Below are 23010 nucleotides of genomic sequence, written 5' to 3'. Positions count from 1 at the left end.
AGAGTGTAAATTTTTTAACGCTACAAAAAAGCTAAAAAGTACAAACAGCTTCGCTGCCCTACGGGTTAAGTGCACTTTTTAACGCTTTTTCTTTGCTAAAATTTACAATTGTTTCGCTCTATTTAGTCAGTATCACAAAACTTCTACCGCTCAATAATTTTCGAGAGTATGCTATAATCGCAAAAAATTTTTGAAGGAAAAGAATGGGACTAAGTGTCGGACTTGTAGGTCTGCCAAATGTTGGAAAATCGACTACTTTTAATGCTTTGACAAAAGCACAAAATGCTGAAGCACAAAACTATCCTTTTTGTACAATAGAACCAAACAAAGCTGTCGTTCCTGTACCAGATCCAAGACTTGAGGAATTGGCAAAAATTGTTAATCCACAGCGTATTCAACACTCTACAATCGACTTTGTAGATATTGCAGGACTTGTTAAAGGTGCTAGTAAAGGTGAAGGTCTTGGCAATCAATTTTTGAGCAATATCCGCGAAACTGATATGATTCTCCACATGGTACGCTGCTTTGAAGATGGCAACATTACGCATGTAGAAGGTGATGTCAATCCAATTAGAGATATTGAAATAATTGAGACTGAGCTCATTTTTGCAGATCTCCAGCAGTTAGAGAAAAAGATCGAAAGACTCCAAAAGCAGGCAAAAGCAGATAAAAAAATTGCTCCACTTTTAGATATTGCAAAAGAGCTGCAAAAGCATCTTGAAGAGCTACAACCTGTGCGTACATTTGCAAGTAAAAATGAAGCATTTGAAACGCTCAATAAAGAGCTGCGATTCCTCAGCGCAAAACCGGTAATTTTTGGTGCGAATGTGGATGAAGAGAGTATGCTTGAAGATAATGAATATGTCAAACAAGTAAAAGAGTATGCAGAGAAAACTGGTGCTGATGTTATCAAACTTTGCGCAAAACTTGAAGAGGAACTTGTAGGACTCAGCGATGAAGAGGCTAAAGAGCTTTTAAATGAGATGGGTGTGCAAGAAAGCGGTCTTGATAAGATCATACGTACAGCCTTTAATCGCTTAGGGCTTATTAGCTACTTTACCGCTGGTGTCAAAGAGGTGCGAAGCTGGACTATCAAAAAGGGTTGGACTGCTCCTCAAGCTGCAGGTGTGATTCATGGTGATTTTGAAAAAGGCTTCATCCGCGCAGAAGTCATTAGCTATGAAGATTTTATTCAATATGGTGGCGAGCAAGGAGCCAAAGAGGCTGGTAAAATGCGCCTAGAAGGAAAAGACTACATCGTCCAAGATGGCGATGTCATGCACTTTCGCTTTAACGTCTAACAAGCTTTACCCCACACTCCATATGGGATGTGTAGGGGAATTGATCAAATAGAGCCATCTGCTCTACTTCATGGCTTGTTTGCAACTCTTGCAAATCTCTATGCAGTGTTTGGGGATTACAAGAGATATATAAAATCTGCTCAAACTCTCTCACGAGCTCTCTTGTAGCACTATCGAGGCCACAGCGTGGAGGATCAACAAAGACCGTTTGAAAATCATAACTTGCTAGATCTAGATGAGCAAGCCTACGAAACTCTCTGACTCCTTTCATAGCTTGTGCTACCTCCTCGCTAGAGAGTCTTACAAATTCGATATTTTCTATACTATTGAGTACACAATTCTCTTTTGCTGCTTTGATACTTGTCTTGCTTACTTCTGTAGCTAATACTTTGCGAAAACAGTACGAGAGAGGAATAGTAAAGTTTCCTGCTCCACAGTAGAGCTCCAGTAGATCTCTTCTATTTTCTCCAGCTATCTGCATCACCCACGCAATCATCTTTTGATTTACATAGGGATTTGGCTGGGTAAAACTCCCTTCATAGTGATAATAGAGATATTTTTTGCCCTCTATCTCTAGCTCTTCAGTAATAAATTCATTGCCAATTACACGCTTGATTCCCCTACTTCGTCCGACTATATTTATCCCAAACACTTGGGCGATTTTCCTAGCCTCTTCCTCCCACTCTTCATCAATTTTTTTGTGATAGACAAGAGTAATGAGCATTTCACCGCTAAGTCCACTTAAAAAGTCGATGCGATAGAGCCTCTGAATAAGCAATGGACTTTGCTTGATAAATTCAAGAATCTTTGGCATAAGGGTGTAGATAGGCTCTAAAACTATTGGACAGCTATCGATTTTAACAAGTCCATTACCATCTAGTTTATGCATAGCATAGCTACCATCAACGATGCGAAACTCTGCACGTGCTCGAAAATGCTCAGAAGGTGAAGTAAAAACTCTTGGCTCTTTTCCAAAGAGCTCGATAAACTGCTCTTTTTTTCGTTGCAGTTGCTCTTCATAATCTGGGTAGATTTTACAACTTCCGCATATACTAAAATAGTCACATTTCATCGATTTATTAGCCTTTTTGCGATAATATAAACAAAATTATATCTTAAAGGGTTTTCATGTCGCTCAGTATCGTTATCCTTGCCGCTGGTCAAGGTACGAGAATGAAGAGTAATCTTCCCAAAGTCTTACATAAAATCAGCGGCCGTCCAATGATATGGCATATTGTCAAAGAAGCAAAAAAGATAAGTAATGATATTACTGTTGTTTTATACCATAAAGCCGATATTATTCAAGAGTATTTAGAAAAAGAGTTTGAAAATCTGCACTTCGTCTTGCAAGATCACAAGAACTATCCAGGTACTGGTGGAGCATTGCGAGACATTAGCTTTAAAGGTGACAAAATCCTCGTGCTCAATGGTGATATGCCTCTTGTACAAGCAAGTGAATTGGAAAAATTCACGCAAAGTGATGCTGATATAGTGATGAGTGTGATTGAGCTAACTGACCCAAGTGGCTATGGACGAGTAAAAATCTGTGATGGAAGCGTGCAAGAGATCATAGAGCAAAAGGATGCAAACGAAGAGGAGCTCGCTATCTGTACTGTCAATGCTGGGGTCTATCTTTTTAAAAAAGAGATCTTAGAAAAGTACCTTCCAAAACTCTCCAATGATAATGCACAACAAGAGTACTACCTCACAGATATTATTGCATTAGCTAGAGCAGACAATCTCACAATTGAACCCCTCTTTGTCAATGAAGAGAACTTCAAAGGAGTGAACTCCAAAGTAGACCTTACTAGCGCAGAAGAGATTATGCAAAATCGCATCAAAAAGCGTTGGATGCAAGAGGGAGTAATATTTCGTCTGCCTCAAACCTCATATGTAGAAGTCGATGTGGAATTTATGGGTGAGTGTGAGGTAGAAAATGGCTGCGTTTTGCGTGGAAAAACCCTTATCAAAGAGTCGCATATCAAGGCACATTCTATAATAGAAGAGAGCCAGATAAGTTACAGTACCATCGGACCACTTGCGCGTATTCGCCCTGGAAGCGTTATCGAAGATACACATATCGGCAACTTCGTAGAAGTCAAAAAGAGCCACCTCAAAGGTGTCAAAGCTGGACATTTGAGCTACCTTGGCGATAGCGAGATTGAAGAAGGCACAAATATAGGAGCTGGGACAATTACCTGCAACTATGATGGTAAAGCAAAATACAAAACAAAAATTGGCAAAAATGTTTTTATAGGGAGTGATACACAGCTTATAGCTCCTGTAGTGTTAGAGGATGATGTCATCATTGCAGCCGGTACGACTGTGACAAAAAATGTGACAAAAGGAAGCCTTGCCATCAGCCGTACACCACTTAAAATCGTAAAAGATTTTTATTACAAATTTTTTGGGGAAAAAGATGCTCAGTAACAAAAAGATCCTCCTAGGAGTAACAGGCTCTATATCGATATACAAAGCAGTTGAGCTTTTGCGCCTCTTTATTAAAGCAGGAGCAGAAGTGAAGGTAGTGATGACCCCAAGTGCCAAAAAGTTTGTCTCTCCTCTTACATTTGAAGCAGCAGGGAGCCAGAAGGTTTTGTGTGAAGAAAGTGAAGATTGGACAAACCGCAACAATCATATCCATGTAGCACAAGATTATGATATATTTGTCATTGCACCAGCTACTGCCAATACTATCAACAAACTTTCTAACGGCATTGCAGACAATCTTCTTACGCAGACTGCACTCGCTTTTGATAAAATAAAAATTTTGGCACCTGCCATGAATACTAATATGTACAAAAACCGCTTTACTGAGGCTAGCTTCAAGCTCTTGCGTCTCAATGGCTATAAGATTGTAGAGCCTGTATCCAAAGAGCTTGCCTGTGGTACAACGGGACTTGGTGCATTGGCTCCTATTGAAGATATATTTTATGCAACTGCAAGAGAGCTGCTCGCTAATAGTTTTTGGCAAGATCGCTACGCAATCGTTACAGGCGGTGGTACAATTGAGCGTATCGATGATGTGCGCTTCATCTCCAACTTTTCTAGTGGCAAGCAGGCTTGCGCACTCGCAACTGCTCTCTATCTCAAAGGAGCTCATGTAGAGCTTATCACTACAAAGCCATGTGAGAATCTTCCTAAAGGTATAGAGCTTTATGAAGTTGAAAGCGCTCAAGAGATGTATGAGTTTTTACAAGAGCGCATCAAAGTAGCAAAGCGAGGCATCGTCAAAAAACCAGATCTCATCAATGATCTCACACAACCAGAACTCATCCAAAAGACCCCTTACCTCTTCATGGCTGCAGCAGTGAGCGACTATCGGCCAAAATATCCTCAAAGAGGCAAACTCAAAAAAGAGCAGATTGGAGAGGAGTGGTGCCTGGAGCTAGTTAAAAATATCGATATCCTCTCTTCAATTGACAAAGAGGGTATTAAAACAGTTGGCTTTAAAGCAGAAATGAATGAAGAGAGTGCTTTAGAAAATGCCCAAGCTATGCTAGAGTCAAAAAATATCGATGCAGTCTGTCTCAATCTCGTCAAAGGTGCTACAAAGTTCGGAAGCGATAAAAATCAGATTATCTATATCACCAAAGAGAAAACAATTAAAAGTCCTCTCAAAGAGAAGTTAGAACTAGCTCTCGATATCACTGAGATTGTAAAGGATCTTGATGAATAGAGCACGCCATATTGCCATTATTATGGATGGAAATGGGCGCTGGGCACAAAATAGAGGGCTCAAACGTATCAAAGGACATGAAAAGGGTGCAGAGGTTGTACGTGAAATTACCACATATTGCGCCAACAACCCAGAAATTGAGATTCTTACACTCTATGCCTTCAGCACTGAAAACTGGAAACGACCAAAGATAGAGGTGGAGTTTTTGATGAAACTCCTAGATAACTGGCTGCAAAAGGAGCTACCAACATACCAAAAGGAAAACGTCCGCTTTGAAGTAATAGGTGATATCAGTAAATTTTCTCCCAAACTCCAAGAGCGCATCGCATATACAAAAGAGCTTACAAAGAACAATACAAAACTTATACAAGTTTTGGCTCTAAATTATGGCGGGCGTGATGAGATAATACGCGCTTGTAAAAAAGCATGCGCAAGTGGTAAAGAGATAGATGAGAAGAATTTTGAAGAGTTTTTCGATGCAAAACTTGGCGATGTAGATATGCTTATTCGTACCGGAGGAGAAAAGCGGATATCGAACTTTTTGCTTTGGCGTATAGCCTATGCTGAACTCTTTTTCACTGATACATATTGGCCAGATTTTACACCTCAAGAGCTCGATCTACTCATAGCGAAGTTCAAACAACGCAACCGCCGCTTTGGAGGAATTTAGTGGAACAAACTTTTATTATCATTGGCGGCTTCATTTTTGGTTTATTAATAGGTTCCTTTCTTAATGTCGTTATTTTACGCCTCCCTCAAGGAGAAAGTATCATCTTTCCTGCAAGCCATTGTCCTAAATGTAAAAAAAATCTTAAATGGTGGCATAATATTCCCCTTATTTCATGGCTCCTTTTAGGAGGAAAATGCTACTACTGCAAAGAACCTATAAGTCTCCAGTATCCTCTCATTGAGCTGCTAACAGGTGGTATATTTGCATTAGTTTTAGCCTTCAAAGGTTTAAGCATTTATAGTGTTGTAGCAGCTTTTGTTTTTGCGCTACTTTTAGCACTTTCAACAATAGATTTGCGCTATAAAGCTGTCCCTGATAGCATTAATCTCCTAGCTGCCCTCTTAGCGCTATGGAGCTCTCCTGAGATTTTAGATAATCTTCAAAATGCTCTTTTAGTCGCTGGTGGACTAAGTATGCTCCGCTTTGTTGTGAGTTACTATGTAAGTAAAAAAGAGGAGATTCACCTTCAAAAAAGATTCCAACAAACTCCATGGCTGCAAGAGTTCTATCCCAAATATATCATGATAGAGGCAATGGGAGAAGGGGATATTATTGTAGGATTCACTATAGGTGCAATGGTGGGATTAAAGCTCTCACTTGTTACACTTTTCATTGCAGCGCTTATTGCTCTTCCTGCATCTATCTACTCACGCGTAAGTAAAAATCACAAAGAGTTACCATTTATACCTTTTCTGGCTATTGGACTCTTCTTGACATATCTCTTTAGCCAAGAGATTTCGGAGTGGCTGGATGCGTATACTCTCTAGATATATAAACGACCAATTTTTCTCTTCCACTATTGCATTTTTTGTACCACTTTTTGGTATAGCTTCTTTGATATTTTTTATCAAACTTGTATCTATCACTGCTCTTTTACAACTCTCATTTTTTGAGCTCATTAAGCTCTATATATTTACATTTCCCCAAATTCTCTTTTTTACACTCCCTGTAGTCTTTTTTGCAGCCAGTATAGCGATGATGCATAGACTCAGTTTTGAATATGAGATGGTAGCGCTCTTTTCCCTAGCCATAAGTCCTTATCAAATTATTAAGCATTTAGGCAAACTTGCAGCTATTTTATCACTCTTTATGCTTATCTTTTCTCTTATTTTGATGCCACAAGCCAAGCAGCTCTTCAAAGGCTTCATCGTTTATAAACGGGCACAAGCAAAACTCAATATTAAACCAAGTGAATTTGGACATAAGTTTGGAGATTGGTATCTTTTTATTGGCAACAAAGAAAAAGAGATATATCACAATGTTACTCTTTATAATCACAACTTTGAAGGAAGGGAAAATTTCATTCTAGCTCAAAATGCACGTCTTTTTAACGAAAAGGATGGCCTTGCTCTACTTCTTCACAACGGAAACGCTTATAGCTATGAAAAAAATGAGCTTAAAGAGATCCATTTTGAAAAGATGAAAATATACGATACGGGCACAGGAAAAATTTTTCACTACACTAACCCTCTTGACTATTGGCTTATATCTTTAAAAAGTAAAAAAAGAGCTTTTGATTTTACACTTTTTGTACTCTTTAGCCTCTTTCCACTCTTTTCGCTCTTTTATGCAGGGATTCTTGGAATTGGCAATCCCCGCTTTGAGCGTAAAGGAGTATTCATAGCTACACTTGGAATTATGGCGCTCTTTTTTGGTATAGCATTTGCTTTAGCTAAAGCATTTACTTTTTATGCTCTACTTTTTTTGCCTCTCTGGCTTGGTATAGGAGCACTCCTTTTTCATAAACTCGTAGCAAAGAGGTATTAATGCGTATCAAAGCTGTTGTAGCATATGATGGCAGTAGATTTATGGGATATCAGTGCCAAAAACATACCACCAACACAATATCCTCACATCTCTACCATGCCCTCAAAAAAGTTGGCATTGAGAGTAAAGTAGTTGGAAGTGGTCGAACAGATAGAGGTGTCCATGCAACTGGACAGGTGATCCATTTTGACATACCCTCTTACTGGAACAATCTTACAAAACTCCAAACATACCTCAACAGACACCTTGCTCCTTACATAAAGATACGCACTTTGCAACAAGTAGATCAAAATTTTCATGCACGCTATAGTGCTAAAAGAAGAGCTTATCGCTATATACTCTCACAAAAGCCTCTCACTCCATTTACTGCAGCATACAAGCATTATCATCAGATATCTCATACATCTATCCTCATAGAAGTGCTCAAACTCTTCGAAGGAGAGCACGATTTTCGCTTTTTTATGAAATCAGGCAGTGATACAAAAAGTAGTATCCGCACTATTTATAAAGCTACCCTCTATGAACATAAAGATGATATGGTCTTTTATATTGAAGCTAACGGCTTTTTACGTGCGCAAATTCGCATGATGGTCGATTTTTTACTCAAAATCGACCAGGAACTCCTCTCTCTTTGGCAGCTTAAAATACAATTAGAGGCAAAGGAGCGTTTCAGTACCTCCCTCGCTCCTCCATCTGGCCTCTATCTGTGCAGAGTCATTTATTAAAAGAAAACTGCACTCATATACCCCACAACAGCACTCTCATCGCCACTCGCATCAGCACTAGTGCGATAGTCGAGGATGCGTGAAGAAAGCTGCATATTTTTTGCAGCCAAAATAATTGCTTCAAGCCCTATCTTACCACAAGCTTCACAACCATTATGAAGCTCTTGCACATCAAGATCGTGTACTGCTTTGAGGCAGTGCATATCAAGTACTTCTGCTTGCTTCAAAGGATAGTAGTGACTCAAATCTGTGCTTATTACAATGACATTATCTGGATCGCTTAAAACTGCTTCACAAACTTTAACCAAAACTTGTGGATCCATATCAGCATAGACAAACTCTACTACTTTCACATCTGGCATATAGTGTTGAATAAATGGCATCTGTGTTTCTGTACTGTGCTCTGCATGTGCCTGAGGTACGAAGCTTAAATCAAAGAGCTCTATGAGATGCTGAGTGTAAGCTTTATCTATTTGCAATTCTCCACAAGGTGTCTCATACGTATCATAGAGTGCTCCACTCATTCCATCAAAATAGATTCTATGACTTGGCCCGATAACAACAACTCTTTTTGGATTGGCATTGGGCAAAAGTCTGTGAGCTACATTTGCTGTAAAACCACTATATACATATCCAGCATGAGGAGCAACTATCGCTCGAGGACGCAATGAAAAAATATCCGAATCTCTCAAAGCCCTATCTAAAATAGAATTAAACTGTGCAATCATCGCTTCTATCTGTCCGCACTCTGCTGGATAGAAAGCTCCAGCAATACTTGCCTCTCTTTTCATTATTTACCTCCAATTGTGTATAATTGCATCTATATTTGCGAAAGGTATAGATGAATCTTAAAAACTTTCTCTTTATAATATTGATTATAACATTTTATAGAGCTTTTATTTTGTTACATTCAAATCTCGATCTCTATGTAGATGAGGCTTACTATTGGGGATGGAGTAAAGAACTCGCTTTTGGATACTACTCCAAACCTCCTATGATAGCATGGGTCATTGCACTCTTTACACATCTGTGCGGAGATAGCCAATTTTGTATCAAACTCCCTGCACTTCTGCTTTATCCTGTAACATCTATTTTTGTCTACCTCATTGCAAAAGAGCTTTTTGATAAAAAAGTTGCCTTTTGGAGTGGTATTGTTTTTATTACTCTCCCAGCAGTCTCTATGAGCTCTCTCATTATCTCTACTGATGTGGTCTTGCTTCTCTTTTGGAGTATGACTCTTTACTTTTTTATTAAAGCCATTAATACCGATAAAACTCTCTACTGGATTCTTGCTGCCATAAGTGCCGGAGCGGGACTTCTTAGCAAATATACAATGATCCTCTTTGTTTTAAGCGTCTTTTTATACCTCTTTCTCGATCCCCGCTATAAAAAGCATCTTTTCAATCCAAAACTCTATCTCACTATCATTGGTGCGGCACTTCTTTATTTTCCAAATCTTATATGGAATATGGAGCATCAATATATCACTTTTGTACATACAAAAAATCTCAGTGGAATAGAAAAAAACTCCCACTTCCACTTTCAAAAAGTTTTTGAGTTTCTCGCAGCTCAGTTTCTCGTCTTTGGCCCGGTATTTTTCGCAACATTCTTATATATGCTCAAATTTATAACAAAAAAGCGCTATACCCTCCTTTTTTGTTTCTCTTTGCCCTTCATTTTCATTATCACTCTACAAGCTTTTCTTTCTAAAGCACTGGCGAATTGGGCTGCTCCTACCTATGTAGCTGCCACTATCTTGGTAACAGCATATCTCATACACCATAGAAGAGTACTTTATACAGGTATTGTCATCAATCTCTTACTCGCTTTCATCTTATATCATTACCATGATATTACAAAAGCGCTCCATATTGAACTAACATCCAAAACAGATCCTTATAAAAGAGTCCTTGGATATAAAGAACTGGCCAAAAAACTGCAACCTATCATCGCAAAATATCCCGGTATAAAACTTCTTTTTGATGATCGTACCACCATGGCAGAGATGATCTACTATCTCAAACCTCATCCCTTTGATGCAGTCATGTTCAACCCCCAACAAACTATTGGAAGCCAATATCATCTAACTACAGATCTCAATAATCATCTTTCTCAAAACTTTCTTTATATCACAAAAAAAGACGCCACTGAAGCAGCAAAATATTTTACAAAAGTTACAAAAATAGCAACTATTACCATACCTCTCTATAAAGATTATAGCCGCCACTACAATGTTTACTATTTAGAGAATTTTAAAGGCTACTAGTGAGAGTCCTGTTTATCTTCTTAACTGCTTTAGCTATTTGTTTTTTCTTTTATCTCTATCCACAAATCGATTTGACAGTAAGTAGTTTTTTTTATCATAACGGGTTCTATCTCAAAGATACAGTTTTTGCAAAAACTATCTATAAACTGACAATCATCATTACAGCAATTTTTGGAATAGGCACTCTTGGACTTCTTCTATTTGAAATAGTGACAAAAAAAGAGATTATCAAAAAGAAAATTCTTATTTATCTACTTCTTTCACTACTCCTTGGTCCTGGCCTTTTAGTCAATGTTGTTTTCAAGAACCATTTTGGCAGAGCAAGACCTTCACAAATTCACTATTTTGGCGGTTCAAAAAAATTCACACCAGCTGGAGTTATAGCAGATGAGTGCAAGAAAAACTGCTCTTTTACTAGTGGACACGCTGCTGCAGCTTTTTACTTTTTAGCTCTTGTTCCACTCTTTCGCTCAAAAAAACGCTATTTGGTTGCTCTTTTGGCACTGCTATGGGGAAGTATTGTAGGATTTGTTAGAATAATACAGGGAGGTCATTTCTTAAGTGACATTGTATGCAGCGCTGTTGTAGTCTTTGGAGTCTCATATATTGTATATATTTTAATGTTTGAAAGGAAAAATGATGAAGCTATCGGTAGTAATACCAGTAATGAATGAAGAGGATAATATTGAACCACTTTTTAAGGCTTTACGCGAAGCGTTAGAGGGACTTGATTATGAGATCATTTTCGTAGATGATGGATCGACTGATAATACGGTGCAAAGAATCAAAGAACTTGCAGATGAGCGTACCAAGCTCCTGGTTTTTAGCCGTAACTTTGGCCAAAGTCTTGCTATGGCTGCTGGGATTGACGCAGCAACAGGAGATGTAATAGCTACAATTGATGGTGATTTACAAAACGATCCAAGAGATATTCCGTTGATGCTTGAAAAGATGGAAAAAGAGGGGTGGGATGTGGTTGCAGGTGTGCGAGCAAATCGTCAAGATGGCTTGGTTTTGCGTAAAATCCCAAGCAAAATTGCTAATTGGATCATCCGCAAAAGTACAGGAGTATATCTGCAAGACTATGGCTGCACGTTGAAGCTCTTTAAAAAAGATGTGGCAAAAAATCTTGGACTCTACGGAGAGCTTCACCGCTTTATACCGGTACTCGCAAAACTCTATGGTGCCAAAATGACAGAGATGAATGTGCGCCACCATCCGCGCATTCATGGGCAGAGCAAATATGGCATTGGCAGAACCTTCAAGGTAATAAGCGATCTTCTTCTCATGCTCTTTTTCCAAAAGTATGGTACAAAACCGATGCACCTTTTTGGGACACTGGGATTTATCTCTTTTGGAATTGGAGCACTTATAGATCTCTACCTTTTTATTCTCAAGCTCTTTGGCAAAGATATTGGAGGAAGACCCCTCCTTATCCTTGGAGTCATGCTCACCCTTGTAGGTATTCAGCTTATTACCACTGGATTTCTTGCTGAAATTATGATGCGTACCTACTATGAATCACAAAATAAAAAGCCCTATGTTATTAAAGAGATCTACCAAGGGCATAAGTGAAAAAACTCAAAACCTTCATTAAGATAGCGCTCTCTCTCGCGCTATTACTCTTTGTCTTTTCACAAATCGATACAAAAAAGCTGCTCCAGATCATTCAAAGAAGCGATTCTCTCTGGCTCGTTGCAGCTTTTGTGCTCTTTAACCTTTCAAAGATCATCAGCTCAGTGCGCCTCAACTACTACTTTAAAGATATTAGTGTAAATCTTAGCCAACTTGAGGCTCTACGACTCTACTATGTGGGAATGTTTTACAATCTCTTCTTGCCAGGAGGCATAGGAGGCGATGGGTATAAGATATATCTTTTACAAACTCATCACAAATGCGGATACAAAAATCTTGTAGCAGCCACACTCCTCGATCGCCTCAGCGGTCTTGTGGCACTTCTTTTTTTGGCTGCACTCCTTTGGCTTGGAAGCAGTTTTGCAAAGTTTTCTGAACTACTTAACCTCTTAGCAATTGCAACAGCACTCTTAGCCTATCCCGTTTTTCTCATTCTTCATAAAAAGCTCTTTGCAAAATTTATGACATATATCGTTGCTACTACTCTTTTAGGATTACTTGTGCAGCTCTTGCAAGTTGCAAGTGCTTACACAATTCTTAAAGCGCTTCATGTAGAGAGCGAAATGGTAGATTACTTGACACTCTTTTTGATCTCAAGCATTGTAGCAGTTTTGCCTCTCACTATTGGTGGGGTGGGAGCGAGGGAGTTTACATTTCTCTATGGGCTCAAAATTATAGGCAAAGAGCCCTCAACAGGGATTGCTATGAGCTTTCTCTTCTTTCTCATTACACTTATCTCCAGTGCAATTGGCATACTCTTTATCCATAAACCACTAAGAAAGGCACCCTAACCTCTCCAAAATATACAGTATACCACCCATAAGAGAAAGTACAAACAGTACAAAGAAAAATATCTTTATCCAGCTATAGGGTCTCTCCCCTACTACATCACCACTTTGCCCATTGACAAAGTAGTTGTACTCTTTGCCTTTAAATTTAACGCTAAAGTGGTAAATTGGTACAAGAATGTAGCTCATCTCTTCATTATAAAAGTATGGAGTATAGGAAATAATCTGCTGTGTATCGCCTCCGATATCTTGCCTGATAGCTCTGCGAATGGCACTATGAAGTGAAGTGTGTGCTAGTATAGTAGCCTCTTTACTGCCTATATCAAACTCTTTAGTTTCTATACCACTAAGACATTTTTTATCTACGCCACTACAAGAAGTCAGTTCAAATCGCAGTTCTCTTAGCATACTGCTAGCAAATTTATATCCACCAACTGATATATTATAAAATTGTAGATTGACAACTCCACTTGCTGGATACCACCTGGTTCTACGCTCTTGCACCTGCGCAGGTTTTCCATTGATATAGCGCGTCTTCGTAATATAGTAGTACTTTCCACGTCTACCTTCATACTCTACGCTCACATCCATATTAAAAAGCCAAAGAGGATAGTAGTAAGGTCGAATCTCTTTATGCTTGCGATAATCTTTTATAAAATCATCTGGGGCAAACCATAAAGAGCGAATATGTTTTTTTATTCGCTTCTTTGCCTCTTTTTTACACATTGTAAAAGGAATGAGAGTATAGGGTTGGAGTGCGTTGATAAACTCTCCAATAAGTGCAGTCTCGCAATAGGGACAAAGCGTGGCTACACTATCAGTAGAAAAGACAGCTCCACAACTTACACACTGATACTCCTTTGCTTCACTCTTTGGCTCTACTTGATAGACTGGAACAAAGCGCGGCATAGCGGGTTGCAAAGAAACCTTCTCTGCATAGCCACAATATGCACAAGATAATTTTTCACACTCACATCTCAAATCTGCCCCGCAGGAGGGACAATCTAACTTTTTAACTTCAATTTTCATTTAATGGTGGAGGAGTCTTTTTGAATAGATCTTTTACTGCTTCACCTGCCTTTTGCCACTGCTCCATGCCCTCTTGCCACAGCAGTGTATCTGGTTTTACTTCACCCTGCACTATCATCTTTTGCAGTGCATCTTTGCTCAAAGGGCCAATAGGCTTATTCTCAATAGCAACGTAATAGTACTCTTGTGGCAATGGTGGAGGAGTTATTTTTTTATCCTCAAACATCTCTTTTGCTGCATAGAATCCTGCACCTAGTCCCACCATATCTGCAGCGCTTCCACCCTTTTCTAATCCTTGAGCACTCGTATACTTAAGATACTCATTCATATCACCAAGAATTGTTTGCGCCCCCTTAACATCAAGCGCCTCTTGCAGATCTTTTGGAAGCGATACACTTTGTAAAAGAATTTTTTCTAATGATACTCCATACTCATCAAAATATGGCTGCAAAAGCTCTTTTATCTTCTCTCCAAGGGCATCATAGTGCTTTGCAAGATCAAAAACTGAAATATTACTTTTTGCAAGAACTATTGGAAGTTTTGCAATGATGAGATTTCCTAAAAACTTCTCTATCTCATCAGTTGTAAAATTCCCATCGGTACTCGAGAGTTCTCGCAAAAGTCTAGCGGGGTCTTTGATGCGAATCTCATAGGTTCCAAAGGCTTTAAGATGCACAGGTCCTAGCTTAGGATCTTCTACTATAATAGGGGTTTTAGTACCAAACTTGAGATCCCCAAAGCGCTTAGTACTTACAAAGTAGACCTCGGCTTTAAAAGGAGATGTAAACCCATGATCCCAGTGCTGCAAATCTGTCAAAATTGGCAAGTTTTTAGTCTCAAGCTCCCACGTTCCAGGTCCTAATACATCTGCAATTTGCCCCTCATTAACAAAAATCGCTTTTTGCCCGGGTCTGACAATAAGCTTTGCTCCATATTTAATCTCATTTTCATGTCTTGGAAAGCGATAGACTATTGTATCGCCACTATCATCAAGCCACTCTATAACATCGATAAACTGCCCACGAAGCCAATCAAAAAGTCCCATTATCCGCCTCTTTTTTCTTTTTCATCTCTATAAGCGCACTTTTGAGTTCGCTCTCTAACTTTTGTAGCTCTTTTGCAGCAAGCTCACGCTGCTTTTTGCCCTTATCTGCAATCTGCATCGATTCATGGAGCGTCTCTATAAGAGTTTGATTTGCCTTTTTGATACTTTCAATATCAAAGACACCTCTCTCTACCTGCTCTTTGACCTCTTTGTTTGCCATCTTCAGTGCTTCGGCATTTTTTTCTAAGAGTTCGTTGGTAAGGTCTGCTGATGCTTTGAGAGATTTTGCAGCTCCTCTACTGCGATAGACTGTGACAACTTGTGCAAGCTGATTGCGCCATAGTGGAATGGTATTCACAAGAGTCGAAGTAATCTTATTGATAAGGGCTTTATCGTTTTCTTGAATGAGTCTGATACTTGGAAGTGCTTGCATAGCAACCTGGCGAGAGAGTTTGAGATCGTGCACTCTTCTTTCTAACTCATCTCGAAACTCTTTCATTTCACGCAGATTTTGTGCATCGAGAAGTTCACCCTCTTTGGCCTTTTGCTCAAACTTTGGTATGATTTTTTCATCAAGCTCTTTGATCTTCTCTTCACCAGCTTTGATATAGAGCTCAAGCTTTCTAAAATAGTCTAAATTTGCTTCATAAAGCTTCTCGAGCGCTACCATATCTTGCATGAGCTTGGCTTTATGCTTTTCAAGATCATTTGTAATAAGCTCTATTTGGTCTTTTACCTCCTCATACTGCTGTAACGTCTCTGCAATTGGTGACGTAAAGCCAATAAGCTTCTTCCACCATGGAAGCTCCTTGTCTTTGAGATTTTCTATATTAAAACCACGAAGAGTCAGCACCATCTTATTAAGAGTCTCACCAGCCTCTTCAAGATCTTTATTTTTCACACCTTCAATCATAGCACTTGAAATTTCATCAAGTTTCTCCTGCGCTTCTACACCAAATGTAATCACCGCATTGCGGTTAGTAAAATCAAGACTCTTTTTAAGCTCTTCAATCGTCTTTTGCTCACTCTCTTCTAAAGGTGGTAAGATTGAAGAATCTTGCTTTACAATTTCATGCTCAATTTTTTCTTTGATATCTTTTTGCATCTCCTATCCTTTATTCGTTTATCTGCAGATTTAGTGTATCCATCTTGATATCAAGCTCTGTAGTCCCTTTTTTCTCAATTTTTCTTAGCTCTTTATCAAAGCGCTTTTGCACATCTTCAAGAAGTTGATAGAGCTCTTGTTTTTTCTCTTGCGTTAAAGACTCTTGGACTTTAATGTAAGACTCTGTAACTTCAAAAAGCCCGTTGATATAAACAACGAGAAATTTTCGTAGCTCTCTTACAAAATAGGGCTTCTTCTCAACTTCCGCTATTATCTTTCTTGCTTTTTTGACAGTTGCATAGACCCTCTTTCTGAGATCTCCATTTTTAATTTTTGCTGCTTGTTCTTCTACAGCAGCTAGTTGCTCTTTTGCTTCATTAATTGTTTGTAGTGCCACTTTGTAACCCACATCTTTGGTATCTGGAATCTTATCGATTCTTGGATCGAGCCCATACCAGAGCACATATCCAGCAAATGCAATAAGTGCTAAAAAGAGTGAGTGCAAAAATGTTCGATTGGATATTACAAATGAGGTATAAAAAACAGCAACTGCTAAACTGAGGGCTCCAAGAAGTTTATAAGGTACCTTTGGGGCTTGGGCAAATGTAGCTTGATTGTATGCAAACTCTTGTGCAAATCCTCTCTTACTCAAATACAAAGCTGCAAAAAAGAGCAAAAAAGAGAGAAGATTAAAGATAAATTTCTTCATATCTACCATAACAACAGCAGCAACAATTGCTATAAGAGGAGGAATGACAAAAAGGTAGAGTAAGAAACCTATAGTTTTTGTATTTTTGACAAGTTTTGCGCTATAGCGTTTTGCCAAAGGCATACTATCTCTTTAGCAGGTAAATGAGTGGATACCAGCTTACAAATCCGGCACTAAAGAGCAAAAAGAAAAAGCCTAAAAATTTTTTTATAAAATTAACCATAAATGACCTCTCCATTCTTTATCACATTGACAACACTTCCTTGTAGTATTTTGTCAGTATATAAAGATGGGACTGTTACTTTTGTTGTAGCTTCAGGATCAAAAATAATAAAATCTGCGCTATAACCCTCTTCTATTTTCCCTACTTTCTCATCCACAAAACATCCAGGATTTGTAGCTGTAAGTTCTACAAGTTTTGAAAAAGAGATTATATTTTGCTTCACCAATCTATCATAAAGAAGAGGAAGATAATAGCCTAATGCATCTATACCAAAGCTCGCCTCATTGAAACTCACATCTTTATTTACAAATGATTTTGGCGAATGTAAAGAGGTCAGGAGATCAATTTTGCCCTCTTGCAGTGCTTGAATGAGTTGTTGTCTTTGCTCTTCATTCCGAAGAGGTGGTGATAATTTTGCAAAAGTGTTATATTCTTCACAAGCTTCATCACTAAAAAGAAGATGATGAATAGCAACCTCTGCATACGCATATCTACTTTTTGCTATAAGTTCTAATCCTCTTGGAGTTGAAACACTTTTAAAAAGTACCGGCACTTTGTAAAAGTTGGCAAATTCCAAAACTTTAGCAATTTCACTTATCTCTTCAAGCTCACTTATTCCTCCAAGTCCTAGGCGAAATGAGACTTCAGATTCATTCATCACACCAACATCGCGAAATACACTATTTTTCGGCTCTATATGTAAAACGACACCTCGCATCTTTGCATATTCAAAAACTCTTGCGAGAAGGTACTCATTAATATCAGAAGGAGTAAAAATTGATAATGCCCCCTTTTTGAGCAGAATCGCCAATTCACTCAAACTATTCTCATCCCGCAGTGCCATGACAAGAGGGTAGATAGTCACTTGAACATCTTGAGATTTTACAAACTCTAGTGTTATCTCATCACTAATAGGAGGCTGGAGATCCGCTATGAGGGCAATTGTTGTTACACCTCCTTTTTTTGCATTGCAAGAAAGCCTTACAAAATTATCACTATTAATTTTATCATCAAGAGTACGTATATTTAAATCGACTAATCCTGGTAAAAGATACTTTCCCTCAATATCCAAAATTTCATGCCCTGCAATTTCAGTGTCAATGCGGGTAATAAGTTCATCTTCCACCAATACATCAGCCATAAAGATATTATCAAAATTTACAATTTTTGCATTCTTAATGACCATAATCTGCCTTTATCTCTTTGAGTTTGTCTAAAAAGACTTTTGCTGTTGCTCCCCCTACAAGAGGTGGCTCAAATGGTTTACCATTAGGACGTAAGAAATAAAAAGTGGGAGTCCCATAAGCTTTAAATCCAAGTTTTTTCGCTTCACTCAGATCAATTTTTACTGGAATAAAATTGTACTCTACAAAATCCACAAGTCCATCATTTTCAAATGCTACATCATCCATATATTCACAGGTTGGACATCCCTTTTGGCTTATCATAATCATAATAGGTTTATTGAGCTTTTTAGCCATTGCAAGGGCTTTATTATAAGTAACCCAATCAAAATCTGCTGCTACTGCTAAGAACACAAAAGATATAAACAGAACAATCTTTTTCATCTATCATCCTTCAAAGCTTGATCTAAAATCTGCAAAAACTCCTCTGGACTCTTATATCCAATTATACGCAAACCTCTTTTCTCTTTTCCATTGCTATCAAAAAAGAGTATTGCTGGAGGTCCATAGAGTCCAAATTTTTTCAAAAACTCTTTATCACTTGGAGAGTTATCGGTCACATCGAGGCGCAATGTCAAAAACTGCTCCATTTTTTGCTGTACTTTTGGATCGGAAAAAGTATTGTGCTCAAGCTCTTTACAGCTGGCACACCACTTAGCCGTTATATCTAAAAGCACAGGTTTTTTTGTACTTTTTACAATCTTTTCAAACTCTTGATATTCTTTTACCTCTTGAAAGAGCTCTTTTTTTTCAATATTTTGTAAAGGTTTACTACTACTTAAGTTAGCAAGGGGCTTTATTAATGATGTTGCCCCGCTAAAAGCTCCAATCATGAGTATAACACCATAAATAAAAATAATTATACCAACACTCTTTTTGAAATAGATAAACCAGTGAGCGCCTGGCTCAATTCCTTCTAACGCACGCAAATAGACAGCACTTCCAATAAAAAGCGCCGCCCAAAGTAGCATCGTTACTTGTGCAGGGAGAATGCGATCAAGCATCCATATAGCAACCCCGAGCATAACAACACCAAAGACTTTTGAGACAGCTTCCATCCAGCCACCAGGCTTTGGCATAAATTTCCCTGCACCTGTTCCAATCAAAAGTAGAGGCATCCCCATCCCAAGGCTCATAGCAAAGAGCGCCAATCCACCAAGAACAGCATCCCCCGTCTGGCCTATATATATAAGCGCTCCAGCAAGTGGTGGTGCAACGCAAGGCCCTACGATGAGAGCAGACAAAAATCCCATAATTGCTACACCAATAATTCCTCCTTTACTTCCAGCCTCATCGCTCGTTTTAGTAAGTTTTGTCTGCCATGAAGCTGGCAGGCCTATCTCATAAAAACCAAACATACTCATAGCTAGTGCTACAAATATAAGTGCAAAGAGTGTGATGACCACAGGATTTTGCAGTGTACTTTGTAAATTTGCACCAAAGAGTCCTGCCAAAACTCCTGCAACTGTATAAGTCATACTCATCGCAAGAACATAGACTAAAGAATAGAAAAAGGCTTTTTTGGCATTCATATTTTTCGCGCCAACAATTAAAGAAGAGAGAATAGGAATCATAGGAAAGACGCATGGAGTCAACGCCAAAAGAAGTCCAAATCCAAAAAAGGTTAAAAGAACGATTCCTAGTGATTCGTGTTTAAGTGTAGCAGCAATTGACTCCTCTTCAGAGAGCTTGGGTTTGGAGGTTCTTTGTACTTTTTCACTCTTTTGAACGAATTCATACACCTTTTTTTGAGGAGGATAGCAGATTCCTACCTCATTACACCCTTGATACTCCAAAACTACTTTTTGCTTCCCACTTTTAGGGACATCTACTGTAAAGTTCAGCTGCTTTTGATAGACCTCTTCACCATGGAGCTTTTGTGCAGGAGGGAGTTTAAGATCTACTTTTTTACCATTAATAAAAAGCTTTATCTCTTTTTTATAGAGATACGTTTTTGGAGCCATTGTAATATTTACTTCAAGTATACCATTGTGAAATGCAACAGAAGGTTTATAAGCCTTTTCTACAGGAACTATATCTACGGAACCTTGTTGCACAAAACCAAATCCAAACAGATTGAAACATATAAGTAAAATTGCTATTATCCAACGCATACCATAACCTCCAAACTAATTGATAAAACTTGCCATATTTTAACGAAAAAGTGTTTATTATTTGTGCAAAAGCAAAAAAGGCAAACAGATGGCAAATAGATTAGAAAAAGAGCAATCACCCTATCTCCAACAGCACAAAGACAATCCTGTAGATTGGTATCCATGGGGAGAGGAGGCTTTTAAAAAAGCAAAAGAGGAGAATAAACCGATATTTCTCTCAATTGGTTATAGCAGCTGTCACTGGTGTCATGTGATGGAAAAAGAGGTTTTTGAAAATGAAGAGGCTGCTCAGTATCTCAATGAGCATTTTGTGAGTATCAAAGTTGATAGAGAGGAGCGTCCAGATATAGATAAATATTATCAAGAGGTACATCAACTGCTTAATCAACGTCCTGGAGGTTGGCCTCTGAGTATCTTTATGACACCAGACAAAGAGCCAATTTTTGCAGCTACCTATATTCCATTGGAGCCAAAATATGGAATGCCAGGTTTTATCCAGCTTCTCAAAAATATTGTCGCCACTTTGCAAAAAGATCCCCAAGAGATAAAAAAACAGGGACGCGAACTTCTCAGCTATCTCAAACCACAAAATCCTACAAAAGCTGTGAAATTCGATGAAAAAATAGCTGATATTTTTGTAGAGGCAACAAAAAAGTTTTTTGATCCTCAGCATGGAGGTTTTGGACATAAACCAAAATTTCCTCACACCTCTACTATTAATACACTGCTTGATATCTATCGCCTCAACGGAAATAAAGATGCTTTGCAGATGGCTGAAGTGACACTGCAAAATATGGCAAAGGGAGGCTTACGAGATCTTGTAGATGGGGGATTTTGCAGATATAGCGTAGATGAAAAATGGCTAGTACCCCACTTTGAAAAGATGGCTTACGATAATGCACTTTTGATGGAGAGTTATCTCAAAGCTTACACTACTACAAAAAATGAACTCTACAAAGATATTGCCTTTGAAATAGCTGATTTTATTAGTGAATATATGAGCCAAAAAGGGCTCTTTTATAGTGCTAGCGATGCAGACAGCGAAGGAGAAGAAGGGAAATATTTCGTTTACAATTATGATGAAGTAGTCAAAAAGCTTGAAAAAGATGGCTTTAGCCCAGAAGAGATCCAAATAGTTTTGCAAAAACTTGGTATCACAAAAGCTGGTAATTTTGAGGGGAAAAATATCGTTCGCGTTGATGATCTTCAGCTCTGTGAAACAAGTAAAAAAGCCCTCAAATCCCTCAAAGATCTGCGAAAAAGCAGATGCTATCCATTTATCGATAAAAAAATAATTACTAGCTGGAATGCAATGATGATTAAATCACTCTACATAGCAGCTCGCATCGAAAGTAGATATTTTGAAATAGCAGAGGAGTCACTCCAACAGCTTTTGCAAAAAATGTATATAGATGAGCATCTCTACCATGCTGCATTAATTGATAAAAAACCTACTATCAAAGCATTTTTAGAAGATTATGCATATCTGGCTACAGCCCTTTTAGAAGCCTATAAAACTACACTGAATGAAGAGTACCTTGCACGGGCAAATCTGTTTGTCAATGATGCTCTTACAGAGTTTTTTGATAATGGAAGATGGTATTTTAGTAAAGGTGGAATATGGACTGAAGCAGAACATACTGATACATCTTATCCAAGTAGCGCAGCAGTAATGGTAGAAGCAATGCTTACATTAGGTAGCCTTCTTGATGAGAAATATATTAAATTTAGTTTTGATACAATTGAATTTTATAGTGAAAAGATCTACAAGTACGCTACATGGAGTGCAAAATTTATTGAAGATGTTTTGCGTTTTATCTATCAAGATAAAATCATAAAAGCAGATGCGCAGAACCTCACTGCATGCAACGAAATTGATTTTGCTAAATACCCTTTTACTCTTTTAAAAAGTGAAGAGATTGAAGGGTACATGCTCTGTAATCGTAATGCTTGTTTTTTACATACGAATGAGTGTCAAGAGATTATAAAGGCTTTGAATGCGTGAAATAGCTATTTTTGGTGGTGGATGCTTTTGGTGTATGGAAGCGGTATTTCAAAGAGTACTCGGCGTAGAAAAAGTCATTAGTGGCTATGCTGGTTGTAGGCGAAAAAATCCTACATATGAACAGGTATGTACGGGAACTACCAAATGTGCAGAGGTAGTGAAAGTCGAATTTGATCCCAAAAAAATCAGCTATGAGAAGCTTCTTCATATTTTCTTTGCTGTACATGATCCAACACAGCTCAATCGCCAAGGCGCCGATGTAGGAACACAATATAGAAGCGTCATCTTTCCCCAAACCTCCGAGCAAGAAGCAACCGCAGAGGAGATTATTGAAAAACTTAATCCCCAATTTAATAACAATATCGTAACAACAATTGAACATGGAGAGTTTTACGAAGCTGAGGAGTATCATCAAAATTACTACAATACCCATCCCTCTCAAGGGTATTGCCAAGTAGTCATCGCTCCAAAATTGGAAAAATTTAAAAAATTTTTCAAAGAGTATCACAAATGATGAAACTAGCGCTCTTTCTTGCAGCTTTGTTCTTAATAGTTTTTTATAAAATTTATAGTGACTATGAGGGCAATAAGAAAAAGTTCATCCTAGATTTGGGACTTCTGTTCTTTCTTCTCTTTGCAACAGGTTTTAGTAAATACATTAGGGTATATTTACTCCTCTTGGTAGTGCATATCATACTTTTACTT

22 protein-coding genes are annotated in these 23010 nt (G+C 38.3%); 13 read left to right on the top strand and 9 right to left on the bottom strand.

Annotated elements, in window-relative coordinates:
- Positions 1-203 precede the first annotated feature (203 nt).
- Positions 204-1301, top strand: coding sequence for a redox-regulated ATPase YchF (gene ychF / locus JG738_RS04415; RefSeq protein ID WP_201338546.1), 1098 nt, complete (start codon positions 204-206; stop codon positions 1299-1301).
- Here ychF and trmA read toward each other — a convergent pair.
- A complete protein-coding gene (trmA, locus tag JG738_RS04410) occupies positions 1291-2373 on the bottom strand; it encodes a tRNA (uridine(54)-C5)-methyltransferase TrmA (protein ID WP_201338545.1) in 1083 nt (360 codons plus the stop codon). The two genes, ychF and trmA, sit on opposite strands and share 11 nt — an antisense overlap.
- Positions 2374-2429: 56 nt before the next feature.
- Between trmA and glmU the strand changes: the two genes are divergently transcribed.
- Genes glmU through truA form a run of 6 tightly spaced genes read left to right on the top strand, consistent with a single transcriptional unit; the run spans position 2430 to position 8202 of the window.
- Positions 2430-3731 carry a bifunctional UDP-N-acetylglucosamine diphosphorylase/glucosamine-1-phosphate N-acetyltransferase GlmU gene (glmU, locus tag JG738_RS04405; RefSeq protein WP_201338544.1) on the top strand — a complete coding sequence of 434 codons (1302 nt, stop codon included), beginning with the start codon at positions 2430-2432 and terminating at the stop codon, positions 3729-3731.
- Positions 3721-4980, top strand: coding sequence for a bifunctional phosphopantothenoylcysteine decarboxylase/phosphopantothenate--cysteine ligase CoaBC (gene coaBC / locus JG738_RS04400; RefSeq protein ID WP_201338543.1), 1260 nt, complete (start codon positions 3721-3723; stop codon positions 4978-4980). The genes glmU and coaBC overlap by 11 nt, the downstream gene beginning before the upstream one ends.
- On the top strand, positions 4973-5650 hold the full coding sequence (gene uppS, locus JG738_RS04395; protein WP_201338542.1) for a polyprenyl diphosphate synthase: 678 nt from the start codon (positions 4973-4975) through the stop codon (positions 5648-5650). The genes coaBC and uppS overlap by 8 nt, the downstream gene beginning before the upstream one ends.
- Positions 5650-6477 (top strand): A24 family peptidase, encoded by an 828-nt coding sequence (locus tag JG738_RS04390; protein WP_201338541.1) that lies wholly within the window; start codon positions 5650-5652, stop codon positions 6475-6477. The genes uppS and JG738_RS04390 overlap by 1 nt, the downstream gene beginning before the upstream one ends.
- Positions 6461-7477: an LptF/LptG family permease gene (locus JG738_RS04385; protein WP_201338540.1), complete on the top strand. Its 1017-nt coding sequence runs from the start codon at positions 6461-6463 to the stop codon at positions 7475-7477. Before JG738_RS04390 ends, JG738_RS04385 begins: the two co-directional genes overlap by 17 nt.
- Positions 7477-8202, top strand: coding sequence for a tRNA pseudouridine(38-40) synthase TruA (gene truA / locus JG738_RS04380; RefSeq protein WP_201338539.1), 726 nt, complete (start codon positions 7477-7479; stop codon positions 8200-8202). Before JG738_RS04385 ends, truA begins: the two co-directional genes overlap by 1 nt.
- Here the strand turns inward: truA and amrB are convergent.
- Entirely contained in the window at positions 8199-8993 is a 795-nt protein-coding gene (gene amrB / locus JG738_RS04375) for an AmmeMemoRadiSam system protein B (RefSeq protein WP_201338538.1), read from the bottom strand. The two genes, truA and amrB, sit on opposite strands and share 4 nt — an antisense overlap.
- Positions 8994-9043: 50 nt before the next feature.
- On the opposite strand from amrB, the gene JG738_RS04370 reads away from it, so the two are divergent.
- The 4 genes from JG738_RS04370 to JG738_RS04355 are packed head-to-tail and all read left to right on the top strand — an operon-like array spanning position 9044 to position 12894.
- On the top strand, positions 9044-10468 hold the full coding sequence (locus JG738_RS04370; RefSeq protein ID WP_201338537.1) for a glycosyltransferase family 39 protein: 1425 nt from the start codon (positions 9044-9046) through the stop codon (positions 10466-10468).
- Positions 10468-11142: a phosphatase PAP2 family protein gene (locus JG738_RS04365; RefSeq protein ID WP_201338536.1), complete on the top strand. Its 675-nt coding sequence runs from the start codon at positions 10468-10470 to the stop codon at positions 11140-11142. Before JG738_RS04370 ends, JG738_RS04365 begins: the two co-directional genes overlap by 1 nt.
- Positions 11108-12043 (top strand): glycosyltransferase family 2 protein, encoded by a 936-nt coding sequence (locus tag JG738_RS04360; RefSeq protein ID WP_201338535.1) that lies wholly within the window; start codon positions 11108-11110, stop codon positions 12041-12043. Before JG738_RS04365 ends, JG738_RS04360 begins: the two co-directional genes overlap by 35 nt.
- The gene (locus tag JG738_RS04355; RefSeq protein WP_201338534.1) at positions 12040-12894 is read left to right on the top strand and encodes a lysylphosphatidylglycerol synthase transmembrane domain-containing protein; all 855 of its coding nucleotides are present in this window, start codon (positions 12040-12042) and stop codon (positions 12892-12894) included. Before JG738_RS04360 ends, JG738_RS04355 begins: the two co-directional genes overlap by 4 nt.
- On the opposite strand, the gene JG738_RS04350 is transcribed toward JG738_RS04355, so the two are convergent.
- From JG738_RS04350 to dsbD, 7 genes are all read right to left on the bottom strand, one after another.
- On the bottom strand, positions 12877-13800 hold the full coding sequence (locus tag JG738_RS04350) for a hypothetical protein (protein ID WP_201338533.1): 924 nt from the start codon (positions 13798-13800) through the stop codon (positions 12877-12879). The genes JG738_RS04355 and JG738_RS04350 overlap by 18 nt on opposite strands.
- A gap of 109 nt (positions 13801-13909) precedes the next feature.
- On the bottom strand, positions 13910-14965 hold the full coding sequence (locus tag JG738_RS04345; RefSeq protein ID WP_201338532.1) for an SPFH domain-containing protein: 1056 nt from the start codon (positions 14963-14965) through the stop codon (positions 13910-13912).
- Positions 14952-16070, bottom strand: coding sequence for a toxic anion resistance protein (locus JG738_RS04340; RefSeq protein ID WP_201338531.1), 1119 nt, complete (start codon positions 16068-16070; stop codon positions 14952-14954). Before JG738_RS04340 ends, JG738_RS04345 begins: the two co-directional genes overlap by 14 nt.
- A 10-nt stretch (positions 16071-16080) precedes the next feature.
- Entirely contained in the window at positions 16081-16902 is an 822-nt protein-coding gene (locus JG738_RS04335; RefSeq protein ID WP_201338530.1) for a 5-bromo-4-chloroindolyl phosphate hydrolysis family protein, read from the bottom strand.
- Positions 16903-16994: 92 nt separating this feature from the next.
- Positions 16995-18188: an amidohydrolase family protein gene (locus tag JG738_RS04330; RefSeq protein WP_201338529.1), complete on the bottom strand. Its 1194-nt coding sequence runs from the start codon at positions 18186-18188 to the stop codon at positions 16995-16997.
- Positions 18178-18570, bottom strand: coding sequence for a thioredoxin family protein (locus tag JG738_RS04325; RefSeq protein ID WP_201338528.1), 393 nt, complete (start codon positions 18568-18570; stop codon positions 18178-18180). Before JG738_RS04325 ends, JG738_RS04330 begins: the two co-directional genes overlap by 11 nt.
- Complete coding sequence (dsbD, locus tag JG738_RS04320) at positions 18567-20300, bottom strand: protein-disulfide reductase DsbD (RefSeq protein WP_201338527.1); 1734 nt, start codon at positions 20298-20300, stop codon at positions 18567-18569. Before dsbD ends, JG738_RS04325 begins: the two co-directional genes overlap by 4 nt.
- An 88-nt stretch (positions 20301-20388) precedes the next feature.
- Between dsbD and JG738_RS04315 the strand changes: the two genes are divergently transcribed.
- Positions 20389-22305 (top strand): thioredoxin domain-containing protein, encoded by a 1917-nt coding sequence (locus JG738_RS04315; protein ID WP_201338526.1) that lies wholly within the window; start codon positions 20389-20391, stop codon positions 22303-22305.
- The gene (gene msrA / locus JG738_RS04310) at positions 22298-22819 is read left to right on the top strand and encodes a peptide-methionine (S)-S-oxide reductase MsrA (RefSeq protein ID WP_201338525.1); all 522 of its coding nucleotides are present in this window, start codon (positions 22298-22300) and stop codon (positions 22817-22819) included. Before JG738_RS04315 ends, msrA begins: the two co-directional genes overlap by 8 nt.
- Positions 22820-23010 lie beyond the last annotated feature (191 nt).

Source organism: Nitratiruptor sp. YY08-26 (assembly GCF_016593215.1).
GTDB classification, from domain to species: Bacteria; Campylobacterota; Campylobacteria; order Campylobacterales; family Nitratiruptoraceae; genus Nitratiruptor; species Nitratiruptor tergarcus.
The sequence above is the reverse complement of the archived record's forward strand: the minus strand, read 5'-3'. Positions and strand labels throughout refer to the sequence as shown.

Coding starts and splice junctions, on each gene's coding strand:
- truA (WP_201338539.1), top strand. CDS start 7,477: ATGCGTATCAAAGCTGTTGTAGCATATGATGGCAGTAGATTTATGGGA.
- JG738_RS04345 (WP_201338532.1), bottom strand. CDS start 14,965: ATGGGACTTTTTGATTGGCTTCGTGGGCAGTTTATCGATGTTATAGAG.
- JG738_RS04315 (WP_201338526.1), top strand. CDS start 20,389: ATGGCAAATAGATTAGAAAAAGAGCAATCACCCTATCTCCAACAGCAC.
- dsbD (WP_201338527.1), bottom strand. CDS start 20,300: ATGCGTTGGATAATAGCAATTTTACTTATATGTTTCAATCTGTTTGGA.
- JG738_RS04370 (WP_201338537.1), top strand. CDS start 9,044: ATGAATCTTAAAAACTTTCTCTTTATAATATTGATTATAACATTTTAT.
- trmA (WP_201338545.1), bottom strand. CDS start 2,373: ATGAAATGTGACTATTTTAGTATATGCGGAAGTTGTAAAATCTACCCA.
- uppS (WP_201338542.1), top strand. CDS start 4,973: ATGAATAGAGCACGCCATATTGCCATTATTATGGATGGAAATGGGCGC.
- JG738_RS04360 (WP_201338535.1), top strand. CDS start 11,108: ATGAAGCTATCGGTAGTAATACCAGTAATGAATGAAGAGGATAATATT.
- JG738_RS04385 (WP_201338540.1), top strand. CDS start 6,461: ATGCGTATACTCTCTAGATATATAAACGACCAATTTTTCTCTTCCACT.
- msrA (WP_201338525.1), top strand. CDS start 22,298: ATGCGTGAAATAGCTATTTTTGGTGGTGGATGCTTTTGGTGTATGGAA.
- JG738_RS04340 (WP_201338531.1), bottom strand. CDS start 16,070: ATGCAAAAAGATATCAAAGAAAAAATTGAGCATGAAATTGTAAAGCAA.
- glmU (WP_201338544.1), top strand. CDS start 2,430: ATGTCGCTCAGTATCGTTATCCTTGCCGCTGGTCAAGGTACGAGAATG.
- coaBC (WP_201338543.1), top strand. CDS start 3,721: ATGCTCAGTAACAAAAAGATCCTCCTAGGAGTAACAGGCTCTATATCG.
- JG738_RS04350 (WP_201338533.1), bottom strand. CDS start 13,800: ATGCCGCGCTTTGTTCCAGTCTATCAAGTAGAGCCAAAGAGTGAAGCA.
- JG738_RS04335 (WP_201338530.1), bottom strand. CDS start 16,902: ATGCCTTTGGCAAAACGCTATAGCGCAAAACTTGTCAAAAATACAAAA.
- JG738_RS04325 (WP_201338528.1), bottom strand. CDS start 18,570: ATGAAAAAGATTGTTCTGTTTATATCTTTTGTGTTCTTAGCAGTAGCA.
- JG738_RS04330 (WP_201338529.1), bottom strand. CDS start 18,188: ATGGTCATTAAGAATGCAAAAATTGTAAATTTTGATAATATCTTTATG.
- amrB (WP_201338538.1), bottom strand. CDS start 8,993: ATGAAAAGAGAGGCAAGTATTGCTGGAGCTTTCTATCCAGCAGAGTGC.
- ychF (WP_201338546.1), top strand. CDS start 204: ATGGGACTAAGTGTCGGACTTGTAGGTCTGCCAAATGTTGGAAAATCG.